Source organism: Streptomyces sp. NPDC047706, from assembly GCF_043204795.1.
Taxonomy (GTDB): Bacteria; Actinomycetota; Actinomycetes; order Streptomycetales; family Streptomycetaceae; genus Streptomyces.
The window spans coordinates 93,958-116,803 of sequence record NZ_JBIDCW010000005.1 but is presented as its reverse complement, the minus strand read 5'-3'; the positions used below and the strand labels follow the sequence as shown (position 1 = coordinate 116,803).

Here is a 22,846-nt window from a genome sequence, read left to right as displayed (position 1 = left end):
CTGTCCCAACTCCTGTCAAAGGTAGCCGGGTTCTTGCCCCTGGAGCACCCCGCCTGTTCCCATGGTCGTGGGGTGATGTGCATGAGCGGACTGCGCGTCGTACCGACCTGGCGGCACGGTCGGGAACGGCTGTACGTCTGCCTCACGGACGGCAGGAACATCGCCTGGTACGACCGTGAGGCGGCCCGGATCAACCTGCTGAGCGAGGGCCGCAGAGAAGACGTCCTTCAGGCCCTGCGCCCCTTCCTCACCGGCCCCGTCGCGGTCGGCCCGCCCCCGGTCCCGACCCCCGCGGAACTGGCCCGGCTGAGCCTGCACCCCGACGACGACCTGGCTCCCAACCGGCCCGGTGAGGCCCTCCTGGTCGCCCTTGACCGGGACCCGGGCGGGCCCGGACCCCGGCTGCGCGCCGACCCCCGGCGCCGGGCACTGGAGGCCGAGCAGACCGTGGGGGAGGCGCTGGACCGGATGGACGGCGCGGGCTGGCACGCCCTGCACTCCGTGCCGCTGCCCGGCGGCGACCGCCTGCACCACCTGGTGATCGGCCCCGGCGGGCTCTTCGCCGTGCACGCCCTGTACGCCCGCAGGCAACGCGTCGTGATAGCCGACCCCATGGTCACGCTGGGGCGGCGGGACGGGCGCCCGCTGCTGCGCCGGGTCCGCGCGGACGCCGGCCGCGCCTCGTACGCCCTGACCGCCGAGGTCCACCCCGTCCTCGCCCTGGTCGGGCCGTCCCGTGTCTCGGTGCCCGGCCCGGTCGGCGAGGTCCGCGTCCTCCAGGACACGGACCTCGACGGCCTCACACGGCTGGGCGGCGTACTCAAACCGGCCGACGTCGAGGCCCTGCACGCGATGGCCCGGGACCGGAACACCTGGTCGGGGGTCTGAACCCCGCCGGCCCTAGCGCACCGGGCGGAAGTGGTGGTCCAGCGCGTAGTTCCCTACCGCGTGCCCCAGCCGGCTGCCCGCCTCTCCGCTGGTCCGGTACTGGATGCCGCCCCACATGCCGGCGCCCACCACGTCACGGTCGAAGTCGGCCGACTTCGTGTAGGTCCGGGTCGTGCCGGTCACCGCGGAGGAGATGCGGAAGTCGATGTTCCCGCCGGTCAGCCGGTTCAGCACGGCCATCGCGGCGCCGTCGGCCGCCGTGTGGCCGCTGACGTGGTCCGGATGTGCGGGCGTGCGCAGCAGCGGCTCCCACGCGGGCTCGCCCGCGGTCGCCGGGTTGCCGTCCGTCCCGGCCTGCCGGATCGCCGTGACCGGCCGCCACTGGGCGTGCGCGTACTTGGCGTTCCACGCGGTGATCGTCGCGTCGGCGGCCGCGGTGTTGGCCGCCGCGAAGAGCCGGGCCGCGTCCACCAGGTCCAGCCCGCGCCGCTGGACCTGGTCGCGGTAGGCGGCCTGGAGCTGCACCGGCAGCACGTCCGTGAAGAACTTCGCGGTCTCCGTCTGGCGGGCCGTGCGCACCTCGCTGTTCTTCGCCCCCAGCACGCGCACCTCGGCCAGCTCACGGGCGTAGCGCCGGGTGTCCGTGGCGGGCGGCGCGCCCGGCAGGAACCGCTCGGCGGAGTCCAGCACCATCGGCTTCACCTTCGCCAGCCACGGCACGCGGAAGGGCGTGTTGTCCGGCGGGGTGGGGCGCCACACGCCGGGCGCGGGCGACTTGGTGAACGCCACCGCCGTGCCGCGGCCGTCCCCCACCCGCAGCTGGATCACACGATCGGCGGCCTGCCTGCCGAAGGCGGCGCCCTGGTCCTCGGCCTTCCCGTCGGGGACGTTCTTCAGCGACTTGGCGTAGGCGGCGTCCAGCCGGGCCTTCGACTTCGGGAAGTACGTCAGCAGCACCCGGTGCGCGGCGGCAGCGGCGGCCGCCTCGGGGGAGGCGCCGGCGGGGCCGCGCACGTCCCACTGGTACGGCGCGTAGCGGCCCTCGATGCCGACGACGGCGTTGTACACGGCGGCCGAGACGAAACCGTGCCAGACGTTCTGCTCGGGCGCGTACCGCTTGGCGTCGGCGTTGACCGTGGCGACGGCGACCTCGTTCCAGTCGAGGAGCACCTGGGCCTTGGGGGCGGCGGCCGGGGCGTGGCCGGCGGCGGTGACGGTGGTGGCCGACGTGGCGCCCAGGGCGAGCGCGGTCAGGCCGACGACGAGCGTGCGGCAGCGGAGTGTGCCGGGGCGGAGGGTACGGAGGCGGAGGGTACGGGGGCGGGTCGTTTCCATGCTGGTCCCTTGCTGTGAGGTGCCCGCGCTGTGCGGGCGCTGTGGCTCACGGCAGTGGACTGGCCCGCTCCTCGTCGAGCAGCGGGGCCAGCACATCGCCGTAGTCCTGCACCCGCGGGGCGATGTCGGCCGCCAGGAAGGTGAGTTGGCCGACGGCTCGGCACGCCTCGACTTCCTCCCAGGTCACCGGTGCCGAAACGGTCGGCGTCGCCCGCGCGCGCAGGGTGTACGGAGTCGCCGTCGTCTTACGGGCGGCGTTCTGACTCCAGTCGACGAAAACCTTTCCGGGCCGCAGACTCCGCGTCATCCGGTGTACGACCAGTCGGGGCATCGCCCGTTCCGCCTCCACCGCGAGCCCTTTGGCGTACTCCGTCACCTGGTCGGAGGGTGTCGGCCGGACCGCCGCCAGCAGATGCAGCCCCTTCGAGCCGGACGTCTTCGGATACGCCTCGATCCCGTCCGCCGCCAGCCGCTCCCGCAGCCACAGGGCGACCTCGCAGCAGTGCACGACGGTCGCCGGCGGACCCGGGTCCAGGTCGAAGACGATCCGGTCGGCGACCGCCGGCGCGGAGATCACCCATTGGTGGGTGTGGAACTCGGCCACCAGGTTGGCCGCCCACATCAGGCTCGCGAGGTCCTGCACCAGCACCATCCGGGCCGGACCCTCCGCCCGCGGCACCTCGGCGGTGGCGACCCACTCGGGTGTACCCGGCGGCACGTTCTTGGTGAAGAACACCTGCCCGTCGGGGCCGTCCGGATAGCGCAGGAAGGACACCGGCCGATCCCGCAGATGAGGCAGGAGCACGCCGGCGGCCGTCGCGTAGTAGTGCAGCAACTCGCCCTTGGTGAAGCCGGTCGCCGGGTGCAGCACCTTCTCCAGATTGCTGAGCGCGACCCGTCGCCCCTCCACCTCTGTGATCGGCGTCATACGATGAGAATCACACGAAATTCATGAGAACCGTACGAACACTGCTGATATCGCCTCGAAAGGTGCTGAATGTGCGATCCATATGGAACGGCGCCATCTCGTTCGGCCTGGTCAGCATCCCGATCAAGCTGGTGAACGCCACCGAGAGCCACACGATCTCGTTCCGCCAGATCCACACCGAGGACGGCGGCAGGATCCGCTACCGCAAGTTCTGCGAGCTGGAGGACCGAGAGGTCAGCGGGGCCGAGATCGGCAAGGGGTACGAGGACGCGGACGGCTCGATCATCCCGATCACCGACGAGGACCTGGCCCATCTGCCCCTCCCGACCGCCAAGACGATCGAGATCGTGGCCTTCGTGCCCGGTGACCGGATCGACCCGCTCCAGATGGACGCGGCCTACTACCTCGCCGCGAGCGGCGCCCCCGCCGCCAAGCCGTACACGCTGCTGCGCGAGGCGCTCAAGCGCAGCAACAAGGTCGCCATCGCCAAGTTCGCGCTGCGCGGCCGGGAGCGGCTGGGCATGCTGCGGGTGGTCGGCGACGCCATCGCCATGCACGGGCTGCTGTGGCCGGACGAGGTCCGCGCGCCCGAAGGCGTCGCCCCCGACACCGGCGTCACCGTCCGCGACAAGGAACTCGACCTCGCGGACGCCCTGATGGACACCCTCGGCGAGGTCGACCTGGAGGATCTGCACGACGAGTACCGCGAGGCCGTCGAGGAGGTCATCGCCGCGAAGGCGGCCGGCGAGGCGCCCCCCGAGGCGCCCGAACCCGCGGCGGGCGGCAAGGTGCTCGACCTGATGGCGGCCCTGGAGAGCAGCGTCCGCGCGGCGCGGGAGTCGCGCGGCGAGGCACCGGCCGAGGAAGCCGACGTCCACGCGCTCCCGCAGCGCAGGAGCAGCCGCGCCGCACCCAAGGAACCGTCCGGCAAGAAGTCCACGGCGAAGAAGACGGCCGCCAGGAAGACATCCGCGTCCGCGAAGAAGTCCGCGGGCAAGTCGGCGCAGGGGACGAAGAAGACGGCGTCCTCGAAGAGCACGGCGGGCACGGCGAAGAGCACCGCGAAGAAGACGACGGCGAAGAAGACGGCGTCCCGCAAGCGTTCGGCCTGACCCGGCGACCGGGCACTCGACCTCGACCCCCGTGCCGAACCCGACGTCTGTGTCACAGACTCCAGGACGCGGTCGATCATCCACCGGTCGGTCGGGTAAGCAGGTGAGGTGAAGACACGACCGGCGAATCGGGGCGCGGCGCGATGCGATCCGAGCAGCGGCAGAACGAGACGCGGGACCAGGAGGTCCCCGGCGACGCGTGGTGGGCGGGCCTCGGCCCGGTCGGGGGCGTGGTCCTGCTGCTGACCGGCCTCGGCGTGCTCCTCTGGATCTTCCTGGACCTGCCCGGTGCCCGTGGCCCGCACCTGTCCTACGAGGCGGCCAAGATCGTGGCGATCGGCGCGGTGGTCGCGGGTACGACGCTGCTCGCCCGGCGCAGGAAGGACCGGGACGCGGCGGAGGACTGACGGCCCCGGCGCCCGGCGGCTCTCAGCCGCGCGGCCCCGCACGCTCCGCCGCCAGCGCCGCCAGCTCCTCCGCCGTACGCGGACCGGTCGCCGTACCGTCCAGCAGTCCCTGGCCGCGCAGCAGTTCCGCCGCCGCGACTCCCCACGGCAGGCGCAGACCCGCCTCCCTCAGGAGCTCCGCGCGGGCCAGGTTCTCGGAAGCGGGGCCGGTGCGCACACCGGACGGCGTGAGCAGGGCCGCGTCGTCGGCCCAGCGCAGGGCGAGGTCGACGTCGTGGGTGGCCATCACGACCGTCGTGCCGCCCGCCCGCAGCCCGTCGAGGGTGGCCAGCAGCCGTTCCTGACCGTCGGGATCAAGGCCGGCCGTCGGCTCGTCGAGGATCAGCACCCGCGGCCGCATGGCGACGGCACCGGCGATCGCGGTCCGCTTGCGCTGCCCGTACGACAGCAGATGCGTGGGCCGGTCGGCCAGTGCGGCGATGTCCAGCGCGGCCAGCGCCTGAGCCACCCGCGCCCGCACCTCGGCGTCCGGCAGCCCCAGGTTGAGCGGCCCGAACGAGACGTCCTGCGCCACCGAGGCGGCGAACAACTGGTCGTCCGGATCCTGCACCACCAGCTGGACGGTGGTCCGCAACCGGGTCAGCCCCTTCCGGTCGTACGACACCGCGGTGCCGTCCACCGTCAACTCCCCGCCCCGCACCCTGAGTCCCCCGCTGAGCAGCCGCATCAGCGTGGTCTTGCCGCTGCCGTTGCGGCCGAGGAGCGCCAGCGCACGGCCCTCGCGCACCTCGAAGTCGAGCCCGCTGAGCACGGCGGGGCCGTCCTCGTAGGCGAACGACGCGCCCCTCAGGGCGACCAGGGGGGCGGCCTCGCTCATGACAGCGGCCTTTCGAGTACGTAGGTCAGGGCGGCCAGCGCCCCGAGCAGCGCGACGCTCACGGCCGTGAACGGCACGGAGACGCGGGCCTCGGGCACCAGCACCCGAAGCGTGCCGTCGTAGCCGCGCCCGGCGAGCCCGGCCTGCAGGCGCGTGGCCCGGTCGAAGGCGCGCACGAAGGCGGTGGCGCCGAGCCCGGCCAGCGACCGCCACCGGGCGGCGCGCGTGGTGTGCCCCAGCCGGGCCGCCTGAGCGTCACGGATCCGGCGCACGGAGTCCAGGAGCAGAAAGCTCATGCGGTACGTCACCAGCGCCACGTCGACGACAGGGGCGGGGACGCCGGCCCGGACCAGGCGGGGCAGCAGGTCGGACATCGGGGTGGTGAACGCGAACAGCAGCACACCGAGGGAGGCGGCCGAGGTACGCAGCAGCAGTTCCCCGGCGCGCACCGCGCCGCCGTCGGCGAGACCGGCGAACCCGTCCGGGCCGCCGACCCGCACCAGCAGCGGCAGCGCGCCGGTGACGCAGAAACCCAGCGGCACCCGGTAGGCCCGCCACAGCCGCCGCCCGGGCACGCCCGCCGGTCCCAGCAGCACGGCCAGCGCCGTCACCAGCACCAGCGCCGCCCCCGGCCAGGGCGGCAACGAGATCGCCAGCACCGTGAGCCCCAGCCCGAGCACGGCCTTGTCCACGGGATGACGGCGGCGCCAGCGGCTGCTGTGCGCCGCCGCGTCGATCGGCAGCACGAGGCTCAGGCCCCTTCGGCTCCGTCGTGCCCGGGGACCCGCACCGCGCCCTGCCGTTCCCTGGCGCGGGCCTCGCCCTGACGACGGCCCCGCCGGACCCCGAAGTAGTACGCGAGCGCGCCCGCGCCGACGGCCGCCTGGAGGGCGAACAGACCTGACTCGATCTCACCGGACGGGGGCTCGTACAGCGGCGAGAACCAGGGCTCGTAGTCCGGGTCCAGCTCGGTGATCGCCGTCTCCGCCTCGCCGTCGGCGCCGGCGAACGGTTCCTCCTTGTGGTCGCCGAGCCCGAGCACCAGCGGCAGCACCGCGAGGGTCGCGACGGCGAGCACCAGCAGCAGGTTGATCCTTGTGTTGCGCTTCATCGGGCCACCGCCTCCGAGCCGTTGTCCCGGGCGCCGGTCTTCCCCGTGAGCAGCACGCCCAGCCTGGTCAGTTCACCCTTGCTGGACTGCACGAGCAGTCGCATCACCAGTACCGTCAGCAGGCCCTCGCTCACCGCGAGCGGGATCTGCGTGACCGCGAAGATGGAGCCGAACTTGCCGAGCGCGCCGAGGAATCCGCTGCTCGGGTCGGGGAAGGCGAGCGCCAGCTGGACGCTGGTCACGCAGTAGGTGGACAGGTCGGCGACGAACGCCCCGAAGAACACGGCGACCATCAGCGGCACGTCGAACCGCCGCAGCAGCCGGTAGATTCCGTAGCCCGCCCACGGCCCGACGACCGCCATCGAGAAGACGTTGGCGCCGAGCGTGGTCAGCCCGCCGTGCGCGAGCAGCAGCGCCTGGAACAGCAGCGTGATGGTGCCCAGCACCGCCATGACCGGCGGCCGGAACAGGATGGCCCCCAGTCCCGTGCCGGTGGGATGCGAGCAACTCCCGGTCACGGACGGCAACTTCAGCGCCGACAGCACGAAGGTGAAGGCGCCCGAGGCGCCGAGGAGCAGGGTGCTCTCGGGATGTTCCCTGACCTCACGGGTGAGGGACCGGACTCCGTGGACGACGAACGGCGCGGACGCGGCACCCCAGGCGATCGCGTGCGCCGGAGGCAGAAAACCCTCGGCTATGTGCATGGCTTCAGCAGACCCTCTCCAGCACCTCGTGGATGGTGTACGACGCGCCTCGGCCGGTCTCCTGGCTGACGGGTGACACCGCCCGTGCTCCGCCTTCCCGGGTCACAAGGACCCAGTGGCCGCCCCTGAGGGCCGGAGCCGGACTTCCCGATCACAGTGGCGAGGGCCGCACCGGCATCACACCGGATTTCCCGTTCACCAAGGCGTGGTGACAGTAGTGCGCCCCCGGGGGTGGTGACAAGCGGTGCACCGGGGGCGCGAAGGCGCTGGTCACGCGACGCACCACGGCAACGGAGGCGGCCGCCCCGGCGCCTTCGCGAGAAGGTCCCGCGCAACCACGTCAAGGCGGAGGCGACCGACAAGCACCCGGCGCAGGTCGAGGTGTACTACGAGGACGTGCCGATCGGATACTGGACGACGGTGAGGTTCTCGGGTGCCCTCCCGGCGCGACGGGTCAACGAACTGGTGGAGCGCGTCGAGAAGCTCCAGCAGGCCGTCAAGTTCGCCCGCGAGGAGGCCAACGGCGCCGAGGTCACCGACCAGCGCGTCGGTGACGCGGTGTTCGGCTACCTGTTCGGCTGACCTGGCCGCGGGTAGCATCCATGATCGCCCCCGCGTGCGAGCGCGGGGGTGCGCACAAGGCGCGGGCCGGATTGAGGACCGGTTCGCGTGATGAGCGCAAGCTGACACTGAAGTTCAGCCTGAAGAAGCGGTGACAGTGAAGGTTCGAGTCCTCCCCCCGGCACAGTGTCCAACGGGCCGGGGTAGCCCAACATGGCAGAGGCAGCCGCGGTCAATCTCAGACTCTCGCTCCAGTCTCAGCATCGCCGCCGATCGCCGGATCGACCGATGCCGGACGGACGCCGTCGGATGCGAGTTCGACTCTCGCCTGCACCTCTCGCACGGTGCGGTAGTTCAAAGGAAGAACACGACGGCATGATGACTGATCCGTCCTCTTGAACGCCGCCGGCGTGCGCAATTGGGTGGCACCCCAGGGGCCCGGGAGCTGGATACGACTCCCGGGCTCCGCCACGCCCGCCCGCACCGGGCCTGTCGAAGCAGACCGACGTGTAGCGATCGCTGATCACGCGCGCCCTTGCCGTGACGGGCAGTCCGATCCCGCTGGTCGCGCAGGACATGGCCGTCTGGCGCGCAGTCAACGCGCTCACCCGAAGGAGGTCGATATGACCCGTTTGATCCTCGATCTGAGCCCTGGAACCTCCGGATGGCTTCCCCGATGAGCGCTCCGCGCGATGTCGCTCTAGCCTCCGGAATGAGCGCCAAATGGATCTTCTGATGGCGCACTCCATTCGGTGCAAGGAGGAGATATGCGCAGGATTCGCACGATCGCTGCCGCGACCGCCGTCATAGCCGGCATCGGTTTCATGGGTATCCCGGCCACCGCCCAGGCGTCCGAAGGCGGCCATGGCGGCGGGTGCAGGTCCCATGACATGAACATCGACATCCTCGGCCAGGTGGGCATCCTGAACGGTCTGGGTGCAAACCTGCTGAACGGCGAGGGTAGTCCTGGTGCGCAGTTCACTGACATCGGTTCGGAATGCGGTCACGGCCGATAGCCGTCTCGCACATCTCACCGAATGGGGCAGGGGCGCCGGGCCGACAGGCCCAGCGCCCGCCCATCAGTTGGCTGCTTGTGCTCATCTCAAGGGTGGATACCGAAGGCCCCGGACCGCGACAGGCGACAGGTCCGGGGCCTTCGTGCGGGCTGGCTACCCACGCACGACGGGATCCGGCCCACCTGCCGCTCACCCCACCACGCCCGGCGCTCACCAGGACGTCACACTCCGCCCGCGGCTCGGGGCCGTGGACGGTGGTGCACGAGCGCCGCCGCGAAACACCACCACGGGAACTCCGACGGCGGGTACGGTCCACCACGCGATGCCGATCCACACGGCCGGAAGCCCCACCCCGAAGCAGGTGGCGACGCTGGTGATGAGCAGCCGCTTGCCGTACGGATTCCAGGTGAACGGCTCGAAGCCACGGGGCCTGACCAGCCGTACCGCACCGAACACGAATCGCCTGAGCCGCGACGAGCGCGGCGCATGCCGAGGGCGGCGAGCGGCCCCAACTCTTGCTGAGTCGGTGCGCAAAACGCATCGACGGGCAGGAAGTCGTCAGCCGCAAGATCGAAGACGTCCCCGGACAGCACACTTAGCACCACAGCCTTGCCCTCTACCACAAGGCCGCAGGCCACCGCCTCACCACCGAGGCAAGCCCCGGCTCCCCTCTGGAGATGCACATGCTTCCCGCAGTTGCCGCTTTCGGGATCGCCTTCCTCTGCCTCATCCTGTGGTGCTCCGTCACAGTTGCCCGGATGCGGGAACTACCGCTGTGGCGCAGGTTCCTGCCACTCACGCTGCTCCTGACAGCCGCCGGAGCGAGCTTCTTGCGCGCCTTCGGCATTCCGGAGGTGGCGAACGCAATCGCCTTCCCCATGAACCTGGCGGTCCTCGTCCTGGCGCTCAAGGAGATCCGCGGCCAACGGCACCGACACGAGGCCGGCCGCCCCGCACAGTAGAGGTCCAAACTGATTGCGGAGCGCGGCCGTAGCAGTCGCCGGCGGGACCGGGCGTGGGACGCGGGCGTTCCTCGTCGCAGCCGTGGCCATCGGCGCCGCGGCCCCGTGCGCGAAGGGCGCGCTGGCCAGCATCCCGACGTCCGTACTCAGCGACATCGTGGCCGGCAAAGCTTCTAGCAAGAAGACCTATGTGCGCAACGCCGTCATCGGCTGCCTCGGCGGTGAGATCGGCGGCTGGGCCGGGAAGGTTCTGCCGGGCTGGGTGAAGAACAAGGCCGTCAACATGGTCATCGCCTTCATCGCCTTCATCGCCTTCATCGTCAAGTCCGTCCGCTGGGGTCGCCCGGCACGACGAGACCCAGAGGTACCCATGGCGTACATGTTCATCTTCGGCTGCTTCTGCGTGCTGGGTGTGGCCAGTCTGCTGGCGGCACGCGTCGGATACCGAGGCGAGGTCTGCGACAAATCCATCGGGTACGACGTCCCGGCGGAGGTCGAGGCCGTTCCCGCGCTCCGAAGGCGAGCCAATCAACTGGTGGCCTTCTGGTGCACCGGCGCAGCCGTGCTCAGTGTGGCGCCGCTCGTGCCGATCGGCAGCGTCATCCTGAGCGGCGGCGGTAAGTCGGTCTCCACCTGGGGGCTGGTGCTCTTCGCGCTCTACGGTATGGCCGTGGTGATCGTGGGGGCCTACCCGTTCGAGAAGATCAAGCATCTCGGCGGCGACTGACCGCAGCGCCGGCGCCCTGACCAGCCCTCGGGGACGGAGACAATCCGTCCCCGAGGGCTTCGCCGTGCTCATCCGTCCCACCAGGCCTCTGCTCACTCGTCTGTTGATCGCGTAGCGAAGAGCCGGCGCAGCGGGCCCCTCTTCAGCCAACGCCGCCTGCCCGCCCCCACAAGCACAGAAGCCAGGCCCAACGTCCCACCAAAACCCGCGGGTTCGTGCAGCACCGCCGGCGCCGGCCCCACATCGTCGCAGCCTTCTGCCGCAGGCGGGGCACGAGGTCCTATGGATCCGGGCGCTGAATTCGTTCAGGTCCGTGCTCTCGACGGTCTTGCCGCGTTGGCACACTCGGTCACGATGGCGTCGAGGACGGCGACGGAGGAGTCGTCCAGAGGTGGGCGGTGGTGAGGTCGCTGACGACCTGGTCGGCTTCGGCGGCGTAGACGAACTGGCCGAGGAGGCATGTGACCCGGTGGGCAAGGTGGTGTGCTCGGCATCGTGACGGGCGGTGACCTCGACGGGGCGGGCACCTCCTTGGCGAAGATGACCACCGCGGTCATCGAGCCGACGTCGACGCCGACAGCGAGGTTGTGTGTGGGGCGACCACGCACGCGAAGGCGACCACCATGACGGTTTCAGCACTGCCACCTGCAGGGAGTACGGCCGGACGACGGAGGCAGGCCGAATGGGCGGCGACCCACCAGACCACTCGCGCTTCTGTATGGCATCAGCCACATCAACACAGGTCACGCGGGAAGCGCGTGCGAGGAAGCGGCGCTCTGATGTCCACGGCGAGGTGCGGCCCATACGCGTGGACGGGCAGACGGCCAAACGCCCCACCGCGACCGCTGTGACCTGCGGAACTCTGCCAGTCGAAGAGGTCACCCACGGCATGTGGAACGGCACCCGCGTCGAAAGCGGCACGTCAGAAGACCGAATGCGTCTGGCCTGAACGCAAAAACTCCCAACCTGCATTTCTGCAGGTCAGGAGATCTTCCCGGAGTGCCCCCGGCAGGATTCGAACCTGCGCACACGGCTCCGGAGGCCAGGTAAGTGCGAAGGCTGCCGGGGCTCTGACCTGCGGGGGAGTGGCGCCGGAGGTCGGACCCAGCCAAGATCATCACGCCTCTATTACGTGAGTGCCCTGTCCGGGGGTGGGGCCGCGTCGTATCGTCGGAGGCATGATCTCGGGCACTGGCGGCGAAGCGCACGGCGACGGCACGGAGTTCACGGCGGAGGGCGTGGAAGCCGTCATGCGTGAGGCGTGCGAGGCGGCCGGCCTCGACTCCACGGGGGCAGAACTTCTACGCCTGGGCTCCAACGCGGTGTACCGGCTGGCGTCCTTACCGATCATCGTCCGCATCGCACGTGACCCTGCCGTCCTGGCGGAGATGGAACGGGCCGTGGGTGTCGCCCGATGGCTGGGGACGATCGACTTCCCGGCCACACGTGTGCCGACCGCCATCACGCAACCCGTCCTCGTCCGCGGCCTGGTGGTGACCTTCTGGGAGAGCGTCCAGGAGCGAGAGGAGTACGCGACGGTCGGCGAGCTGGCCGACCTGCTCCGTCGCCTTCACTGGCTGGAAGAACCCGAGTCGCTGGGTCTGCCTTACTTCGATCCCCTGGCCAAGCTGTCGGCCTCGCTGGACGGCTTGCACGCTGTCTCTCCGGAGGACCGGTCTTTCCTGGAGGAGCGGGCGGCCAAGCTTGCCAAGGAGTACGACCGGCTGGACTTCGCGTTGCCCTTCGGCCTGATCCACGGAGACGCCAACATCGGGAACATCCTCCGCCACCGGGACGGTCATGCGGTCCTGATCGACCTCGACGGATGCGCCCTCGCCCCGCGCGAGTGGGACCTGATCCTGACCGCCCTCTACTACGACCGGTACGGCTGGCACACCAGGGCGGAGTACGCGGAGTTCGTCCACCGCTACGGCTTCGACCTCATGAACTGGCCCGGATACGAGACCTTGGCCGATCTGCGGGAGCTGATGATGGTGGCGTGGCTCGGTCACCAAGTCGACGCGAGTGAGCGCTCTGCGACCGAGTTCGCCCGGCGGATGAGGTCGTTGCGGACGGGCGAGGGACGCGACTCGTGGAGTGCCTTCTAGGAACTGGCAGCCCAGCACTGGCTAGCTCCGTGACCCTGGAGCCTGCCGAGAAGACCTACGTCCCCGCGGCGATCCACAGCCTGTGCTCGCTTGCCTCGTCTGCGAGGTCGCGTGCGGCGGCACTGTGGCCGGCGGCGCTGAGGTTCCGGCGGAACTCGGCGAGGTAGCTGACACACCGTGCTGACTTGAGCTGCTCGCCGAGATCCAGAGCATCCAAGGCTACGCGGCATGCCTCCTCGACGTCCCCTGCGCGCAAGTGGGCGTCGGCGAGGACCATCGTCGCGAAGAAGTCGCTTCGTACGTGGCTGCCGCTCATGGCGTTCTCGGCGTGGGCCACCGCCCGGCGAGCGCTGTTGACGTCGCGGAAGCAGTGGGCGGCTTCGGCGGCAAGCTCAGCTTCGTCGAAGTAGCTGATCCACTCTGGCTCGTCGTCGCTGTTTCGGCCTTCGAGGGCCTTGGTCGCCGCGCTGAGCGCAGCCTCGCAGGCGGCGACGTCTCCGGTGCGAGCAAGGGCGCGGGCCTCCATCGCGTGGAACTGAGCCCGCAGCGTCGGTGTGGCCACCGGAGAAATACCCATGAGCGCTGCACGGGCAAGAGTCGCGGCCTGCGTGTACCGCCCCAAAAAGGTCGCCTGGTGGCTCATCGCTGACAGGATGCTGCCTGCGAGCCGGCGGTCGTTGGCGTCCTGGGCGAGGCGGAGGGCCTGGAGGAAGTACCTCTGGGCGAGTCCGTGGTGGCAGGCGTCGTAGGACATCCAACCGGCAAGAAGCGTCGCTTCCGCCACGGTCGAGAACAGGGCCCTGCCCACCTGCTCGGTGTACCGGCCTTGCAGGAGTGGGGCCACATCGTTGTTGAGGTATTGGATGACCGAGTGGCGTGCGTGGTCACCGCCGAACTGATCGTCGAGCTGGGCGAACATGTCCGCGGTGGTCTTGATCGCTGCCACGTCGCCGAGACCGACGCGCACCCCCTCAGCACGCGGCCGGGGAATGCTCGGCTCGGGAGCAACGAGCCACCGGAGGGACGCTTCGTTCCATGCCGGCTCGGACGGTTCCGCGGTGAGTAGCGGGTCGTAGCGGTTGAGGTCCGCGCGCCACAACTGGCCGACCGTCTGAATGGCGTCATCAGGGCTGGCGGGGTATGAGGCGTCGAGTACCGAAGCATCTTTCGCCTCTCCGTAGTCCAGGCCGAGTTCTGCCGGGCCTGTCGCGAAGGCATCGCAGAGAAGCGGTCCGTAGAAGTCGTCGGGCGCGCTGTGCCCGTTCTCCCAACTCGCGATACGACGCTTCACACTGGCGTCCGAAGGAAGTTGATGCCCGCGCTGGGCTGCCGCTTGGCGTAACTCCCTGACTAACCGCGGCTGACTCCAGCCCCGGCCGGTGCGGGCTTCCCGTAAGCGGGCACTGGTCGGCTTCATAAGGACGTAGCCCTTCATTCCCTGTGCGTACGCCGGCGCGAACACTCGGTCTGCCCGACCGAATGTACGCGCTGGTGATTGCTTCTTGCACGTAGTAATCGGAGATCGCTCGCAAGGAACAGGTGACGGGGGATGACGCGACGGGCGTGGACGCGTCATCCCCCGTCACCCCTCGTCATCTGCCCTGGCCAGGTGCCGGGCCGGGAGTGTGGACCCACGGCGGCACCAAGGCCGCACCGCAGTCCGACCAAGGGTGAGATGACGTGCAGAGGATGACCAGGCGGGGCATGGAGTGGCTGTCTGCGGCAGCGGACGACCCGACCGAGTGCCGACAGGTTTGGGCGGATGACCCGCGGAGGCCGTGCCTCCTGCCGACCGGCCGCTTCTTCGACGTGGTGAGCGTGGAACAGCGCCTCGGGATGGAGATGTTCGACCGCCTCCAGCGCAGCGGGATGCCGATGGGGCCTTCGGCCATCGACCGCAAGGCGCAGCGAGTCGGGTTCTTCCTGGGGTCGCAGAGCCGGGAAACCTTCACGTACTACCTCGACCGTGAAACCTCGTCTCCGCCTCCGTACCGATACCTCAGCGATGGTTCTGCCGTCGTCGTGCCCGGCCCCATTCCGCTGTCCGAGGAGCGCTACCAGTGGCTCCGGGCACCGACGCGCCGGCCGGAGGCCAACCCGTTGCGGCCGGTGGCTCTCGCGACTGCGCTGGTCGCCTCCGCGGAACTCTTGGCGAGGATCGACCGCTTCGACGAGCAGTACCCGAATCCTTACGTGGCGGTTGCTGCGCTCCCCGAGGAGACGACCACCGATGCCGGATGAGCCGACCGTCGGGCGCGACGCTGCCGCGTGGTCACCTCTCGACAGCGACGGCTGGTACGCGGCTCGAAACGCCACCACCGCATTGCGGGACGTCCTCGTGCGCGCGGGCCTGGAGAAGGACTTCCCCTATCTGCGTGCGGACTTGAACGCCTTCGGACACGGCCTCGTCGAGCTGGGACGTGTCTCACCCGACACGGCCGAGCGACTCGCCGAGCTCCTACGCCTGGCACTGGCAAGCGGATACGGCGGCGACCGTGACGGCGACGGTCACGCGTCAACCACAGCCGAAGAACACAAGGGAAGGGCCTGACGTCATGACGGACCGGCGAGGAGTGGTGGCCAAACGGGCGGAGGACCTGGTGCCAGGCGTGCCCTACGTCCGAGGCTGGAACCGTGCGCGCCGAAGCGCCGGCACCTTGGCCGACCAACTCGTGCTGCTCGGGTTGGACTCCGATTTCCCCGGCGTGATGGCCGACGTGAATGTCCTCGGCGACGGATTGGTGCAGCTGGGCACCGTGCGCCCTGGCGCGGCCGAAATGCTGGCGAAGCTCCTTGCGGCAGGACTCCAAGCAGAGCTGCACGGCACGACGACCGAGACATCCACCGTCTGAACCGCTCCTCGAACGCTGGTCGGCGGCGGTTCGAGCGTGCTCCTGCGGTCGACTGGTCTGGCCCCGTACGACATCGTTCTCTCAGCGTTGTCGGACGGGGCCATTTGCTGTCCCGGCGAACATGGCTGGTCTGCCGCTCGGCCGGGACCGGCGCCCCAGCGCCGCAGCCCGGACGAAGCGGCAGACCAGCGGTGTCATCAGCTTGGGAAGCTGCGATCACTGGAGGCTGGTTTGGGCGCTGACCCGGGCGAAGGGCTGAGGCGGGGCTATGCAGGCTGGGTCTGTTCCACCGCAGTTCCCCGCGGTTCCCCGTCGTTTCTGGTGCGGCAGTGGTGCGCCTCGCGACGTCGCTCCTACTCGTCATCGGTGTCAGAGGCGGGAAGGATGCCCGCCAGCTCCTCTGAAAGCTCAAACTTGTAGCGGGCAGCGATGACACCAAGCTGAATACCGAAAACCGCGCGTAGCTCGCCAAGCGCCGCACCGAACGTGGCGTTCTGGAAGCGTCCCCGAACGTGTCCCGAGTGATTGGGGCCTACGGCATCCAGGAACCGCCGGCAAGCGGCTCGCATCGCCTTGAGGTTCTCCGCGAGGTCGTCTCCAGTGTCAGGCTCCATCAAGATCTGGGTTAAGGTCTCCCTGATATGCAGCACCGATGCGACGCAGTGGTCTGGCTCCTCGACTGCGTGCATAACAGCACGCGACCTCGTCAGGACTCTGCGGTCTTCCAGGTAGACGACGACCTTCTCGGCGACGGCTCGCTGGGGAAGCGGCAAATCCCAGTCCACGCCGCCGAGCGGCGTGCTGAAGCCTTTGATTCGTCGCATGATCTCCAGACCCTTCACGCTCGGCATCCTAGGCAGGCGCGTGAGCGGCTGGGCTCGAAACAGGTGGCATGGCTTGAATTGGTAGGCGCACTCTTTCCAACTGTGGTGGTGGGGTTGTGGGCGTTGTTCGGGGGCGTTCACCTGGGTTCATGGGTGGTCGGCGGTCTCTGCCGCGCCCACTGTCGAACGCTCCTGAACGCCCCCGGACGCCGACGAATGAGACGGAAACTGAGACGGGCCTCAGCGACCTGACCTCTCACCATGGTGGAGTGTCACCAGTCCCGCCACTGGTCCGTGAGCTCGTGCCGGCCGAGCCCGCGGCTGGCGGTCACGGCTGTGACGTCGACGCCTTGCTCAGTGAGGGCCTCGTCGATGTAGAGGCAGAGCTGCTCGCGCTCATCGGTCTCGAAGGCGCGCTCGTCGTTGGCTTCATTCACCGCGTTTAGGGCTAGGACAACGCGCTCGACTGCGGCGAAGACCTGCTCGTCGTCACCTTCGGTGAGAGTGGGCAGCTCGGCCTCGAAGGCGTCCAGGACGGCATCGGTTGCGGACAGAAGCTCATCCGGGAACAGGTCGACCATGCATGCACAGTCGGGATCCAGGGTGCCGGCGGCAAGCTCCGCGGCTTCCCGAGCTATGCCCCTACGCCAGTTCGTCGTCGGTCTCTCAGCCATGAGACCGGACCGAACAGCGCGCGTCTGACATCGAGGTCGCCGCCCGCGTCTAGCCGGGCAGCGATATGAGCTTGGGAAGCTTGGGTCTTCTGGGGGCGACTACCGCACTGACCTGTGTCGGAGCGCCGTCGGCACCTTGGTGGGCGGTCGACTGGTTCCCCGGTGTTCCCCGCGGTTCCCTGCACGATCTGGCACGGGTCTGGCACGGACTTCGTCGCCCCGAAGCCTTGGCTGAAGGGTTGCTGTTCGAGGATTACTCCTCGTGAGGATTCATGTGGATCCAGCGTCCGCCACCCTCGTGTCGCATCTCCATGCCCGCATAGGGCTGCCCGCGTCTGGCTGGGCGGACGGGGGCCGTGCTGATTTCCCTCACCACGATCGCGCCGCTTGGGTGCACGGAATAAGTGACCGTCAGACGCCGATTGTTTGCGTGCCGCCACACTCCGCTGCGGTTTTCCTCCTGAATGATCTTCAGTAACGCCTCGCTGACATCGACCTGGTGTCGCTTGGTCAACGCATCGAACTGCGCACGCGCCGTCTCGACGAAGATCAGATCTCTAATCACGCACTCTCCCCCATACGTGAAGTGCCCGCCCTAACTCGCGAGCATGAATGAACGTTAGGGGACGAAGTCGCGGAGCACCACGGGTTGTGGAAGTTGGCGGTCGTGCACTAAACACCAAGGCGTATGGATGGTGCCGCTGGCTCGGGGACCCCTTCGTCCCGAAGCAACTCGGGCAGGCGCCTAGCCTTGGGCTGGTGTGGCGCTCACCTGCACTGACGATCCGTAGACGTTCGTGCTCGTCCGCCGTTGTTCGTCGGCGTTGTCACGCAGTTAGACACTCACCACTTCTGGGCTACCTACGAGTCAGCTCTTCGAGTAGTCCCTGTGGTCGCGGACGGACTCGTAGGCGGCCTCGTCCATTCGGTGACACCAAGGCGCGTGTTCTCCGGAAAAGCGGATCCTGGAAGCGCCTTCCCAGCTTGCAGTTTCCACGTGGGCAAGACGTCGGGAGCGCACGATCTCAAGAGCCGGCGTGAGGTCTGTGTCGCGGCTTGCGATGATCACGGCGTCGACTTGATGCGTCATTGCCTCTGTGATCACATCGCAGGCCAACTGCACGTCGATGCCCTTTTCGCGCGCAGGAAGATCAGGCCAGTCATGGGGATAGCGCAGTGGTCTGCGGCAGACGATCGCACCCCCACGCTGCCAGACAGCTGCCTGGCGGTCGTTCGCCGCGGCGGCATCAGGTTCGTTGCGCGGGTCAGGGCGGCCTCTATAGACGCGGACACTCAAGAGGCGTGATGGCCTCTTCCGCATGGCGACCAGTGCTCGTGCGAACGCGCACGGGTCGATGTGTCCCTCTTTCGTGGGCGATCCCCAAGGCAGGAAGGCTTCGCGTGCCGAAAGATGGACGTTTTGGTAGTCGATGAAGACTGCGACGCGCTCAAGCGGTGGGGCAGGCAGCGGGCCCCTCGGCGCCGGCGTAGGAGACTCCTCCACTACAACCTCCCCCGAGATAAAAAAGCCCCGCCAATCCCGAAGGAGGGCGGGGAGCAATGGCTCTAAGGTACAGCGCTTGCTCTGCTCTAGCAACGCGCTCGGCACTGGAGCGACCATGTGAGGGACCGGCGTAGCTTGCGATCAAGGGCGCAGGTAGCAGACATCCGATCTTGCCTGACCGCCACCCCTGGGGGAAATCCATATGGTTGGTGGGATCTGACCTGGGGTTTCGCGGCTGGCGGCTGCGGCTCGTCTGTCACTGTCGGCCGTCTTCGGTCGGCCTCAGGGGACCTCGGACGGCCCGGAGACGTCCCAGGATTGAGCTCGCTCGCGATCGGCACCCCGAGCAGGGATGACCCCTCCGGGCCGGTCATGTGCCAGTGGTCGACGTCTCAGGCCCTGTCACGGAGGACTCTCCCTGTCTCAACGGGACCTGTTTAAGGACTTCGGGCCCAGTAGGCGCCACGTACCAGGGAAGTTCATTTGTGTCCAGCAATGGGATCTTGAACTTCTTGGCTATTCGCAGGTCGAAGTCGCCAACTATGCGCTTAGTGCATTTCATCACCTCGGGAATCATGGAAGGGGGCGGCGTGTATCGCTCGCCTTTATTGAACGACGCCTCTACGCCTGCCATGCTTCGAATAAAACGGTCATCAATTCGCGACCTGCGATGGACGATCAGGTTGCGAACTGCGACGGCGCGCTTAACCGCATCCCAGTCGTCTCGGTTGGTGTAAATGGACAATCCCAGGCGCTTCTCGATGTATTCGGCAATTGCTGGGAGCCCCTTGAATGAAAGCCGCGCGACATGCTGCTCTGCCGCCCAGTGAGTGAACTCCTCAATGGAGGAGTGCTCTAAAATGTCCGCCATAGCCACCTGCTCCTGCGACTTAAGGATTTGGGGGCAGGTGATCATGGCCTGGGTCAACACGTCTGCGACGTAGCAGAGGAAGTTGTCCACCGTCCTCGTGATTGCCACTTCGAAGCGAGCTGCCTGCGTCTCGTCAATGTGCTCCCTGTAGACAAGCGCCTTAGATAAGTGCCTGAAAAGGATGTTGTGATCGATTCCATTTTGAGTCAACTTTTCATGCGACTCGGCGAAGAAGCGCTCGTGATGCCGAGCGAGAAGATCACTGACACTGATTAGCATCATGTCGGAGAGGTGCTGTTTATGAAACTCCGAAGAGGATTCCGTGACGTGGTCAGGGAAAATGAGAAGTTCATTCTCGGGCAAGTTCGCCTCCGTCGCTACATTGACTGGTGTCGATGCTAGATGAGGAGTCCGTCCTGCGGGTGACTTTTTTCATTTGAGTGAGGTATAGACCGTCGTTGAGGCCCCTAGGTCGGCGGAGCGGCTTTGGGCTGGAGCTGCTTTGGGGCGAGTGATCATGGCCCCGTAAGCTTCCGGCGCGTCGGGCAGTCTGTGGACCTGCCCGGTAAAGCACGACGTTGGGGCCATGATCTTAGAGGCTCGCCCCAAAGTGGCTGCCTAAAGCCGTGGAGCCGACCGCCCCAGCCACAGAGGGTTTCTCTACCTCAGCCCGCATGCACGCAGCGCGCCGCAGAGGCGGCGCGCACCCGCGCCGTGCGCGGGCCTTGATGACGTAGAGAAAGTCTGAGCCAACTCGGCCGTGCTACAGCCGGAACGACAGCTCCAACTCGTCGCCCGGAAGGTGGAACTCCTCCAGAGCGAGGGGCCTGTCCGACTCGGTGAGGGTCACGCGGATGACGTGGAGCATCGGAACCCCGTCGGCGAGCCGTAGTGCCTGAGCCTGGTCGGGTAGGGGCATGCGGGTGCGGATGTACTCCGTGAAGTGGAGTTCGTGGCCCAGGCCGGCGAGCGCCGTGTAGAGCTCCGGCGCCGGCGGTGGGGCCTCCTCCTCGTACTTGGTGTCGATGAGCACCGAGAACGGGACGTACGTCCGGTGGAGTTGACGGAGGTGGCCGTGGTCCGCGGTTTGCAGCGCGGCGTACGTGAACATCGGCTCGCCCGGCGGGATGCGGAGTAGGTCCGCCAGGGCAAGTGGGGCGTCGGTGCGGGTGGCTACCGGCGGCTCGGCGTCCGTCCAGCGGATGCCGTCGGCCTCGATGTAGCGGCCGTCCGTGGTCCGGCGTACGCCGCGCGGGCGCGTGTGGCTGGGGCGACTGTGGGGGGAGCGGGCGAAGGTGCCGCGGCCCATGATGGCTTCGACGAGACCTGATGCCCGGAGTTCGCTCAGGCCTTGGCGGACCGTGGGGCGCGTCACGCCGAACTGCTTCGCCAACGCCTCCTCGGAAGGCAGTGGTTGGCCAGCGGGGAAGGTGCCGTCCAGGATGCCTTCGCGCAGGTAGTCGGCGATCTGCCGGTACTTCGGCTGCGTGTTCTTCGGCGGCATACGGGCCCTCCACGGCCGTGGTCACTGCTTCTTCCGTCCGTGGGTGGAAAGTAGCCGCCCGCGGACGGAACCTAGCTTCTCCCACGCGAAGGCGGTTGACAACCCGTACTACGGGTGGCCAACCTTGTTCCCGTCACCCGTACTACGGGTGGTCTAGCAACCCGGAGGAACGGCCTTCGGGCGCCTGAGATGAGGAGATCCGAAAAGTGGCAACCCTTCCGATCGACACCGCGAAGTACACGGGGATCATCTGTGCCGTGCCCCCGGCTCCGCGGGTCGCCAACCGTGAGACCGGTCAGCTTCGTATTGACCGCGACACGGGCAAGACCGTGTACCAGGTCGGCCTCTGCCTGATGGCGGGTGCGTCGGCCGACGTCGTGAACGTGAGCGTGGCCGGCGAGCCGGCCGGTGTGCAGCTCGGCATGCCGGTGGCCGTGCGGGACCTGGTCGCCACGCCGTGGGAGAACGAGGGGCGGCACGGGATCGCGTTCCGCGCGGCGGAGATTCGGCCCCTGAGCGCTCCCGCCACCCCGGCGGGCAAGGGGGCCGGGCAGTGATGAAACTGGCCTCCGCCACTTCGGCCGGTGAGACCTGGCCGAGCTGGGTTCTGGTGGTGGCCGCAGTGCTGGTGTCGGGTCTGCTTCTGGCAGGCCCGGCCCTGCGCCGCCGCTACCCCGTCGCCTGGTGGCTGTTATGCGGCTTCCCGGCCGTGGCCTTCCGGGTCGTGCAGACCTGGCGGCCCTTGATGGCCGGCTGCGGGCTCGCCGTGAGTCGTCGGCCGGCGCTGACCGTGGTGTCCGGGCTCGTCGGCAAGGGGGCGCCTCCGCCGCAGCCGCGGGAGCCCCGGAGGGGGCTCATACGCCCGACCTCCGGCGGTTTCGCGCTCCTCGTGCGGTTGTTGCCGGGGCAGGTGCCGGAGCACTTCGTCAAGGCTGCGCCCGCCATGGCGGAGAACTGGCAGGTGCACGCGGTGCGGGTGACCTCCTGGAAGCCGGGGATCGTGCGCATCGTCGCCTCGGCGGCCGACCCGCTGGCCGATCCTCGGGTGCCGAAGCAGCGGGGGCCCGGCCATCTGCTCCGCGTGACCGTGGGCGCCCTGGAGACCGGGGCCGCGTGGGTGGTCGACCTGCGGCGCGTGCCTCACTGGCTGATAGTCGGCGCCACCCGCTCCGGCAAATCGACCCTGATCAACGCCCTCGTGGCGGGCCTCGCCCCACAACCCGTCGCACTGGTCGGGATCGACTGCAAGGGCGGCATGGAACTGTCCCTCTACGAGCCGCGGTTGTCCGCCCTGGCGACGAACCGAGAGCAAGCCGTCCGGCTGCTGGCCGCTCTCGTCGACCTGACCCTCGACCGGATGACCCTCTGCCGGGCGGCCCGAGTCCGGAACATCTGGGGCCTGCCCGACAAGGAACGCCCGGTCCCAGTCGTCGTCATCGTCGACGAGATCGCGGAACTCTTCCTCGTGGCGAGCCGGAGCGAGAAGGACGAAGCGCATGCAGCCGGCACGGCGCTGATCCGACTGGCCCAACTCGGGGCGGCACTCGGTGTCTTCCTCGTCGTGGCCGGACAGCGCGTCGGCTCCGACCTCGGACCCGGTGTCACGGCTCTGCGGGCACAGCTCGGCGGCCGGGTGTGTCACCGCGTGGCCGACCCCGGTACGGCAGAGATGGCGCTCGGCGACCTCAACCCCGACGCGCTCAAGGCGGCGCAGGCCATCGCCCCGGAACAGGCCGGTACGGCAGTCCTCGCCTCTGGCGACGGCTGGGAACGCGCCCGGTCCCACCTGATCACGGAAGCGGAGGCGGAAGCCGTCGCCGTGGAGTACGCGCACCTGACTCCCGTTCTGCCCGAGCTCCACGTCGAAGCGCTGTGAGAGGG

General features: G+C 68.6%; 25 protein-coding genes, 1 pseudogene and 1 riboswitch. Of the genes and pseudogenes, 13 read left to right on the top strand and 13 right to left on the bottom strand.

Annotated features, from left to right (window positions below; translation table 11 throughout):
• Positions 1–81: 81 nt before the first annotated feature.
• Positions 82–888 carry a nuclease-related domain-containing protein gene (locus ACGF8A_RS07810; RefSeq protein WP_393105357.1) on the top strand — a complete coding sequence of 269 codons (807 nt, stop codon included), beginning with the start codon at positions 82–84 and terminating at the stop codon, positions 886–888.
• Between the two features lie 12 nt (positions 889–900).
• On the opposite strand, the gene ACGF8A_RS07805 is transcribed toward ACGF8A_RS07810, so the two are convergent.
• Positions 901–2,223, bottom strand: coding sequence for a vanadium-dependent haloperoxidase (locus ACGF8A_RS07805; protein ID WP_393105355.1), 1,323 nt, complete (start codon positions 2,221–2,223; stop codon positions 901–903).
• Positions 2,224–2,269: 46 nt separating this feature from the next.
• Entirely contained in the window at positions 2,270–3,151 is an 882-nt protein-coding gene (gene ligD, locus ACGF8A_RS07800; RefSeq protein ID WP_393105353.1) for a non-homologous end-joining DNA ligase, read from the bottom strand.
• Positions 3,152–3,213: 62 nt separating this feature from the next.
• On the opposite strand from ligD, the gene ACGF8A_RS07795 reads away from it, so the two are divergent.
• Both ACGF8A_RS07795 and ACGF8A_RS07790 read left to right on the top strand, forming a co-directional pair.
• Positions 3,214–4,263 (top strand): Ku protein, encoded by a 1,050-nt coding sequence (locus ACGF8A_RS07795; RefSeq protein ID WP_393105351.1) that lies wholly within the window; start codon positions 3,214–3,216, stop codon positions 4,261–4,263.
• A 143-nt stretch (positions 4,264–4,406) separates the two neighbouring features.
• The gene (locus ACGF8A_RS07790; RefSeq protein WP_393105349.1) at positions 4,407–4,670 is read left to right on the top strand and encodes a hypothetical protein; all 264 of its coding nucleotides are present in this window, start codon (positions 4,407–4,409) and stop codon (positions 4,668–4,670) included.
• Between the two features lie 22 nt (positions 4,671–4,692).
• Here ACGF8A_RS07790 and ACGF8A_RS07785 read toward each other — a convergent pair whose 3' ends face one another.
• Genes ACGF8A_RS07785 through ACGF8A_RS07770 form a run of 4 tightly spaced genes read right to left on the bottom strand, consistent with a single transcriptional unit; the run spans position 4,693 to position 7,362 of the window.
• The gene (locus ACGF8A_RS07785; protein WP_393105347.1) at positions 4,693–5,547 is read right to left on the bottom strand and encodes an ATP-binding cassette domain-containing protein; all 855 of its coding nucleotides are present in this window, start codon (positions 5,545–5,547) and stop codon (positions 4,693–4,695) included.
• The gene (gene cbiQ / locus ACGF8A_RS07780) at positions 5,544–6,293 is read right to left on the bottom strand and encodes a cobalt ECF transporter T component CbiQ (RefSeq protein WP_393105345.1); all 750 of its coding nucleotides are present in this window, start codon (positions 6,291–6,293) and stop codon (positions 5,544–5,546) included. The genes ACGF8A_RS07785 and cbiQ overlap by 4 nt, the downstream gene beginning before the upstream one ends.
• 5 nt (positions 6,294–6,298) lie before the next feature.
• Positions 6,299–6,658 carry an energy-coupling factor ABC transporter substrate-binding protein gene (locus ACGF8A_RS07775; RefSeq protein ID WP_393105343.1) on the bottom strand — a complete coding sequence of 120 codons (360 nt, stop codon included), beginning with the start codon at positions 6,656–6,658 and terminating at the stop codon, positions 6,299–6,301.
• Entirely contained in the window at positions 6,655–7,362 is a 708-nt protein-coding gene (locus ACGF8A_RS07770) for an energy-coupling factor ABC transporter permease (protein ID WP_393105341.1), read from the bottom strand. The genes ACGF8A_RS07775 and ACGF8A_RS07770 overlap by 4 nt, the downstream gene beginning before the upstream one ends.
• Positions 7,363–7,395: 33 nt before the next feature.
• Positions 7,396–7,580: riboswitch (cobalamin riboswitch) on the bottom strand.
• 82 nt (positions 7,581–7,662) lie between these two features.
• Between ACGF8A_RS07770 and ACGF8A_RS07765 the strand changes: the two are divergent.
• The 5 genes and pseudogenes from ACGF8A_RS07765 to ACGF8A_RS07745 form a co-directional block, all read left to right on the top strand.
• Positions 7,663–7,944: pseudogene (locus ACGF8A_RS07765) on the top strand (hypothetical protein); the annotation flags it as partial.
• Positions 7,945–8,690: 746 nt separating this feature from the next.
• Entirely contained in the window at positions 8,691–8,939 is a 249-nt protein-coding gene (locus ACGF8A_RS07760; RefSeq protein ID WP_393105339.1) for a hypothetical protein, read from the top strand.
• A gap of 758 nt (positions 8,940–9,697) precedes the next feature.
• Positions 9,698–9,901, top strand: a complete 204-nt coding sequence (locus ACGF8A_RS07755) for a hypothetical protein (protein WP_393105337.1) — start codon at positions 9,698–9,700, stop codon at positions 9,899–9,901.
• A gap of 82 nt (positions 9,902–9,983) precedes the next feature.
• Positions 9,984–10,628 (top strand): hypothetical protein, encoded by a 645-nt coding sequence (locus ACGF8A_RS07750; RefSeq protein WP_393105335.1) that lies wholly within the window; start codon positions 9,984–9,986, stop codon positions 10,626–10,628.
• 1,178 nt (positions 10,629–11,806) lie between these two features.
• Positions 11,807–12,736, top strand: a complete 930-nt coding sequence (locus ACGF8A_RS07745) for a phosphotransferase family protein (RefSeq protein ID WP_393105333.1) — start codon at positions 11,807–11,809, stop codon at positions 12,734–12,736.
• Between the two features lie 55 nt (positions 12,737–12,791).
• Here ACGF8A_RS07745 and ACGF8A_RS07740 read toward each other — a convergent pair whose 3' ends face one another.
• Entirely contained in the window at positions 12,792–14,027 is a 1,236-nt protein-coding gene (locus ACGF8A_RS07740) for a hypothetical protein (RefSeq protein ID WP_393105331.1), read from the bottom strand.
• A 389-nt stretch (positions 14,028–14,416) separates the two neighbouring features.
• Between ACGF8A_RS07740 and ACGF8A_RS07735 the strand changes: the two genes are divergently transcribed.
• The 3 genes from ACGF8A_RS07735 to ACGF8A_RS07725 are packed head-to-tail and all read left to right on the top strand — an operon-like array spanning position 14,417 to position 15,588.
• Positions 14,417–14,977: a bifunctional DNA primase/polymerase gene (locus ACGF8A_RS07735; protein WP_393105329.1), complete on the top strand. Its 561-nt coding sequence runs from the start codon at positions 14,417–14,419 to the stop codon at positions 14,975–14,977.
• Positions 14,967–15,287: a hypothetical protein gene (locus ACGF8A_RS07730; RefSeq protein WP_393105327.1), complete on the top strand. Its 321-nt coding sequence runs from the start codon at positions 14,967–14,969 to the stop codon at positions 15,285–15,287. The genes ACGF8A_RS07735 and ACGF8A_RS07730 overlap by 11 nt, the downstream gene beginning before the upstream one ends.
• A 4-nt stretch (positions 15,288–15,291) precedes the next feature.
• Positions 15,292–15,588 carry a hypothetical protein gene (locus tag ACGF8A_RS07725; protein ID WP_393105325.1) on the top strand — a complete coding sequence of 99 codons (297 nt, stop codon included), beginning with the start codon at positions 15,292–15,294 and terminating at the stop codon, positions 15,586–15,588.
• A gap of 353 nt (positions 15,589–15,941) precedes the next feature.
• Here ACGF8A_RS07725 and ACGF8A_RS07720 read toward each other — a convergent pair whose 3' ends face one another.
• From ACGF8A_RS07720 to ACGF8A_RS07695, 6 genes are all read right to left on the bottom strand, one after another.
• Positions 15,942–16,430: a DUF6650 family protein gene (locus ACGF8A_RS07720; RefSeq protein WP_393105323.1), complete on the bottom strand. Its 489-nt coding sequence runs from the start codon at positions 16,428–16,430 to the stop codon at positions 15,942–15,944.
• 254 nt (positions 16,431–16,684) lie between these two features.
• Positions 16,685–17,086 carry a hypothetical protein gene (locus ACGF8A_RS07715; protein WP_393105321.1) on the bottom strand — a complete coding sequence of 134 codons (402 nt, stop codon included), beginning with the start codon at positions 17,084–17,086 and terminating at the stop codon, positions 16,685–16,687.
• A 253-nt stretch (positions 17,087–17,339) separates the two neighbouring features.
• Positions 17,340–17,651, bottom strand: coding sequence for a hypothetical protein (locus tag ACGF8A_RS07710; protein WP_393105319.1), 312 nt, complete (start codon positions 17,649–17,651; stop codon positions 17,340–17,342).
• Positions 17,652–17,954: 303 nt separating this feature from the next.
• Positions 17,955–18,590: an NYN domain-containing protein gene (locus tag ACGF8A_RS07705; RefSeq protein WP_352177014.1), complete on the bottom strand. Its 636-nt coding sequence runs from the start codon at positions 18,588–18,590 to the stop codon at positions 17,955–17,957.
• Between the two features lie 370 nt (positions 18,591–18,960).
• Positions 18,961–19,824: a hypothetical protein gene (locus ACGF8A_RS07700; protein WP_393105316.1), complete on the bottom strand. Its 864-nt coding sequence runs from the start codon at positions 19,822–19,824 to the stop codon at positions 18,961–18,963.
• A 400-nt stretch (positions 19,825–20,224) separates the two neighbouring features.
• Positions 20,225–20,965 (bottom strand): GntR family transcriptional regulator, encoded by a 741-nt coding sequence (locus ACGF8A_RS07695; RefSeq protein WP_393105314.1) that lies wholly within the window; start codon positions 20,963–20,965, stop codon positions 20,225–20,227.
• Between the two features lie 206 nt (positions 20,966–21,171).
• Here ACGF8A_RS07695 and ACGF8A_RS07690 point away from each other — a divergent pair, with 206 nt between their 5' ends.
• Together ACGF8A_RS07690 and ACGF8A_RS07685 are read left to right on the top strand one after the other, a co-directional pair.
• The gene (locus tag ACGF8A_RS07690; protein WP_393105313.1) at positions 21,172–21,522 is read left to right on the top strand and encodes a hypothetical protein; all 351 of its coding nucleotides are present in this window, start codon (positions 21,172–21,174) and stop codon (positions 21,520–21,522) included.
• Entirely contained in the window at positions 21,522–22,841 is a 1,320-nt protein-coding gene (locus tag ACGF8A_RS07685) for an FtsK/SpoIIIE domain-containing protein (RefSeq protein ID WP_393105312.1), read from the top strand. The genes ACGF8A_RS07690 and ACGF8A_RS07685 overlap by 1 nt, the downstream gene beginning before the upstream one ends.
• The last annotated feature ends 5 nt before the right edge of the window (positions 22,842–22,846 follow it).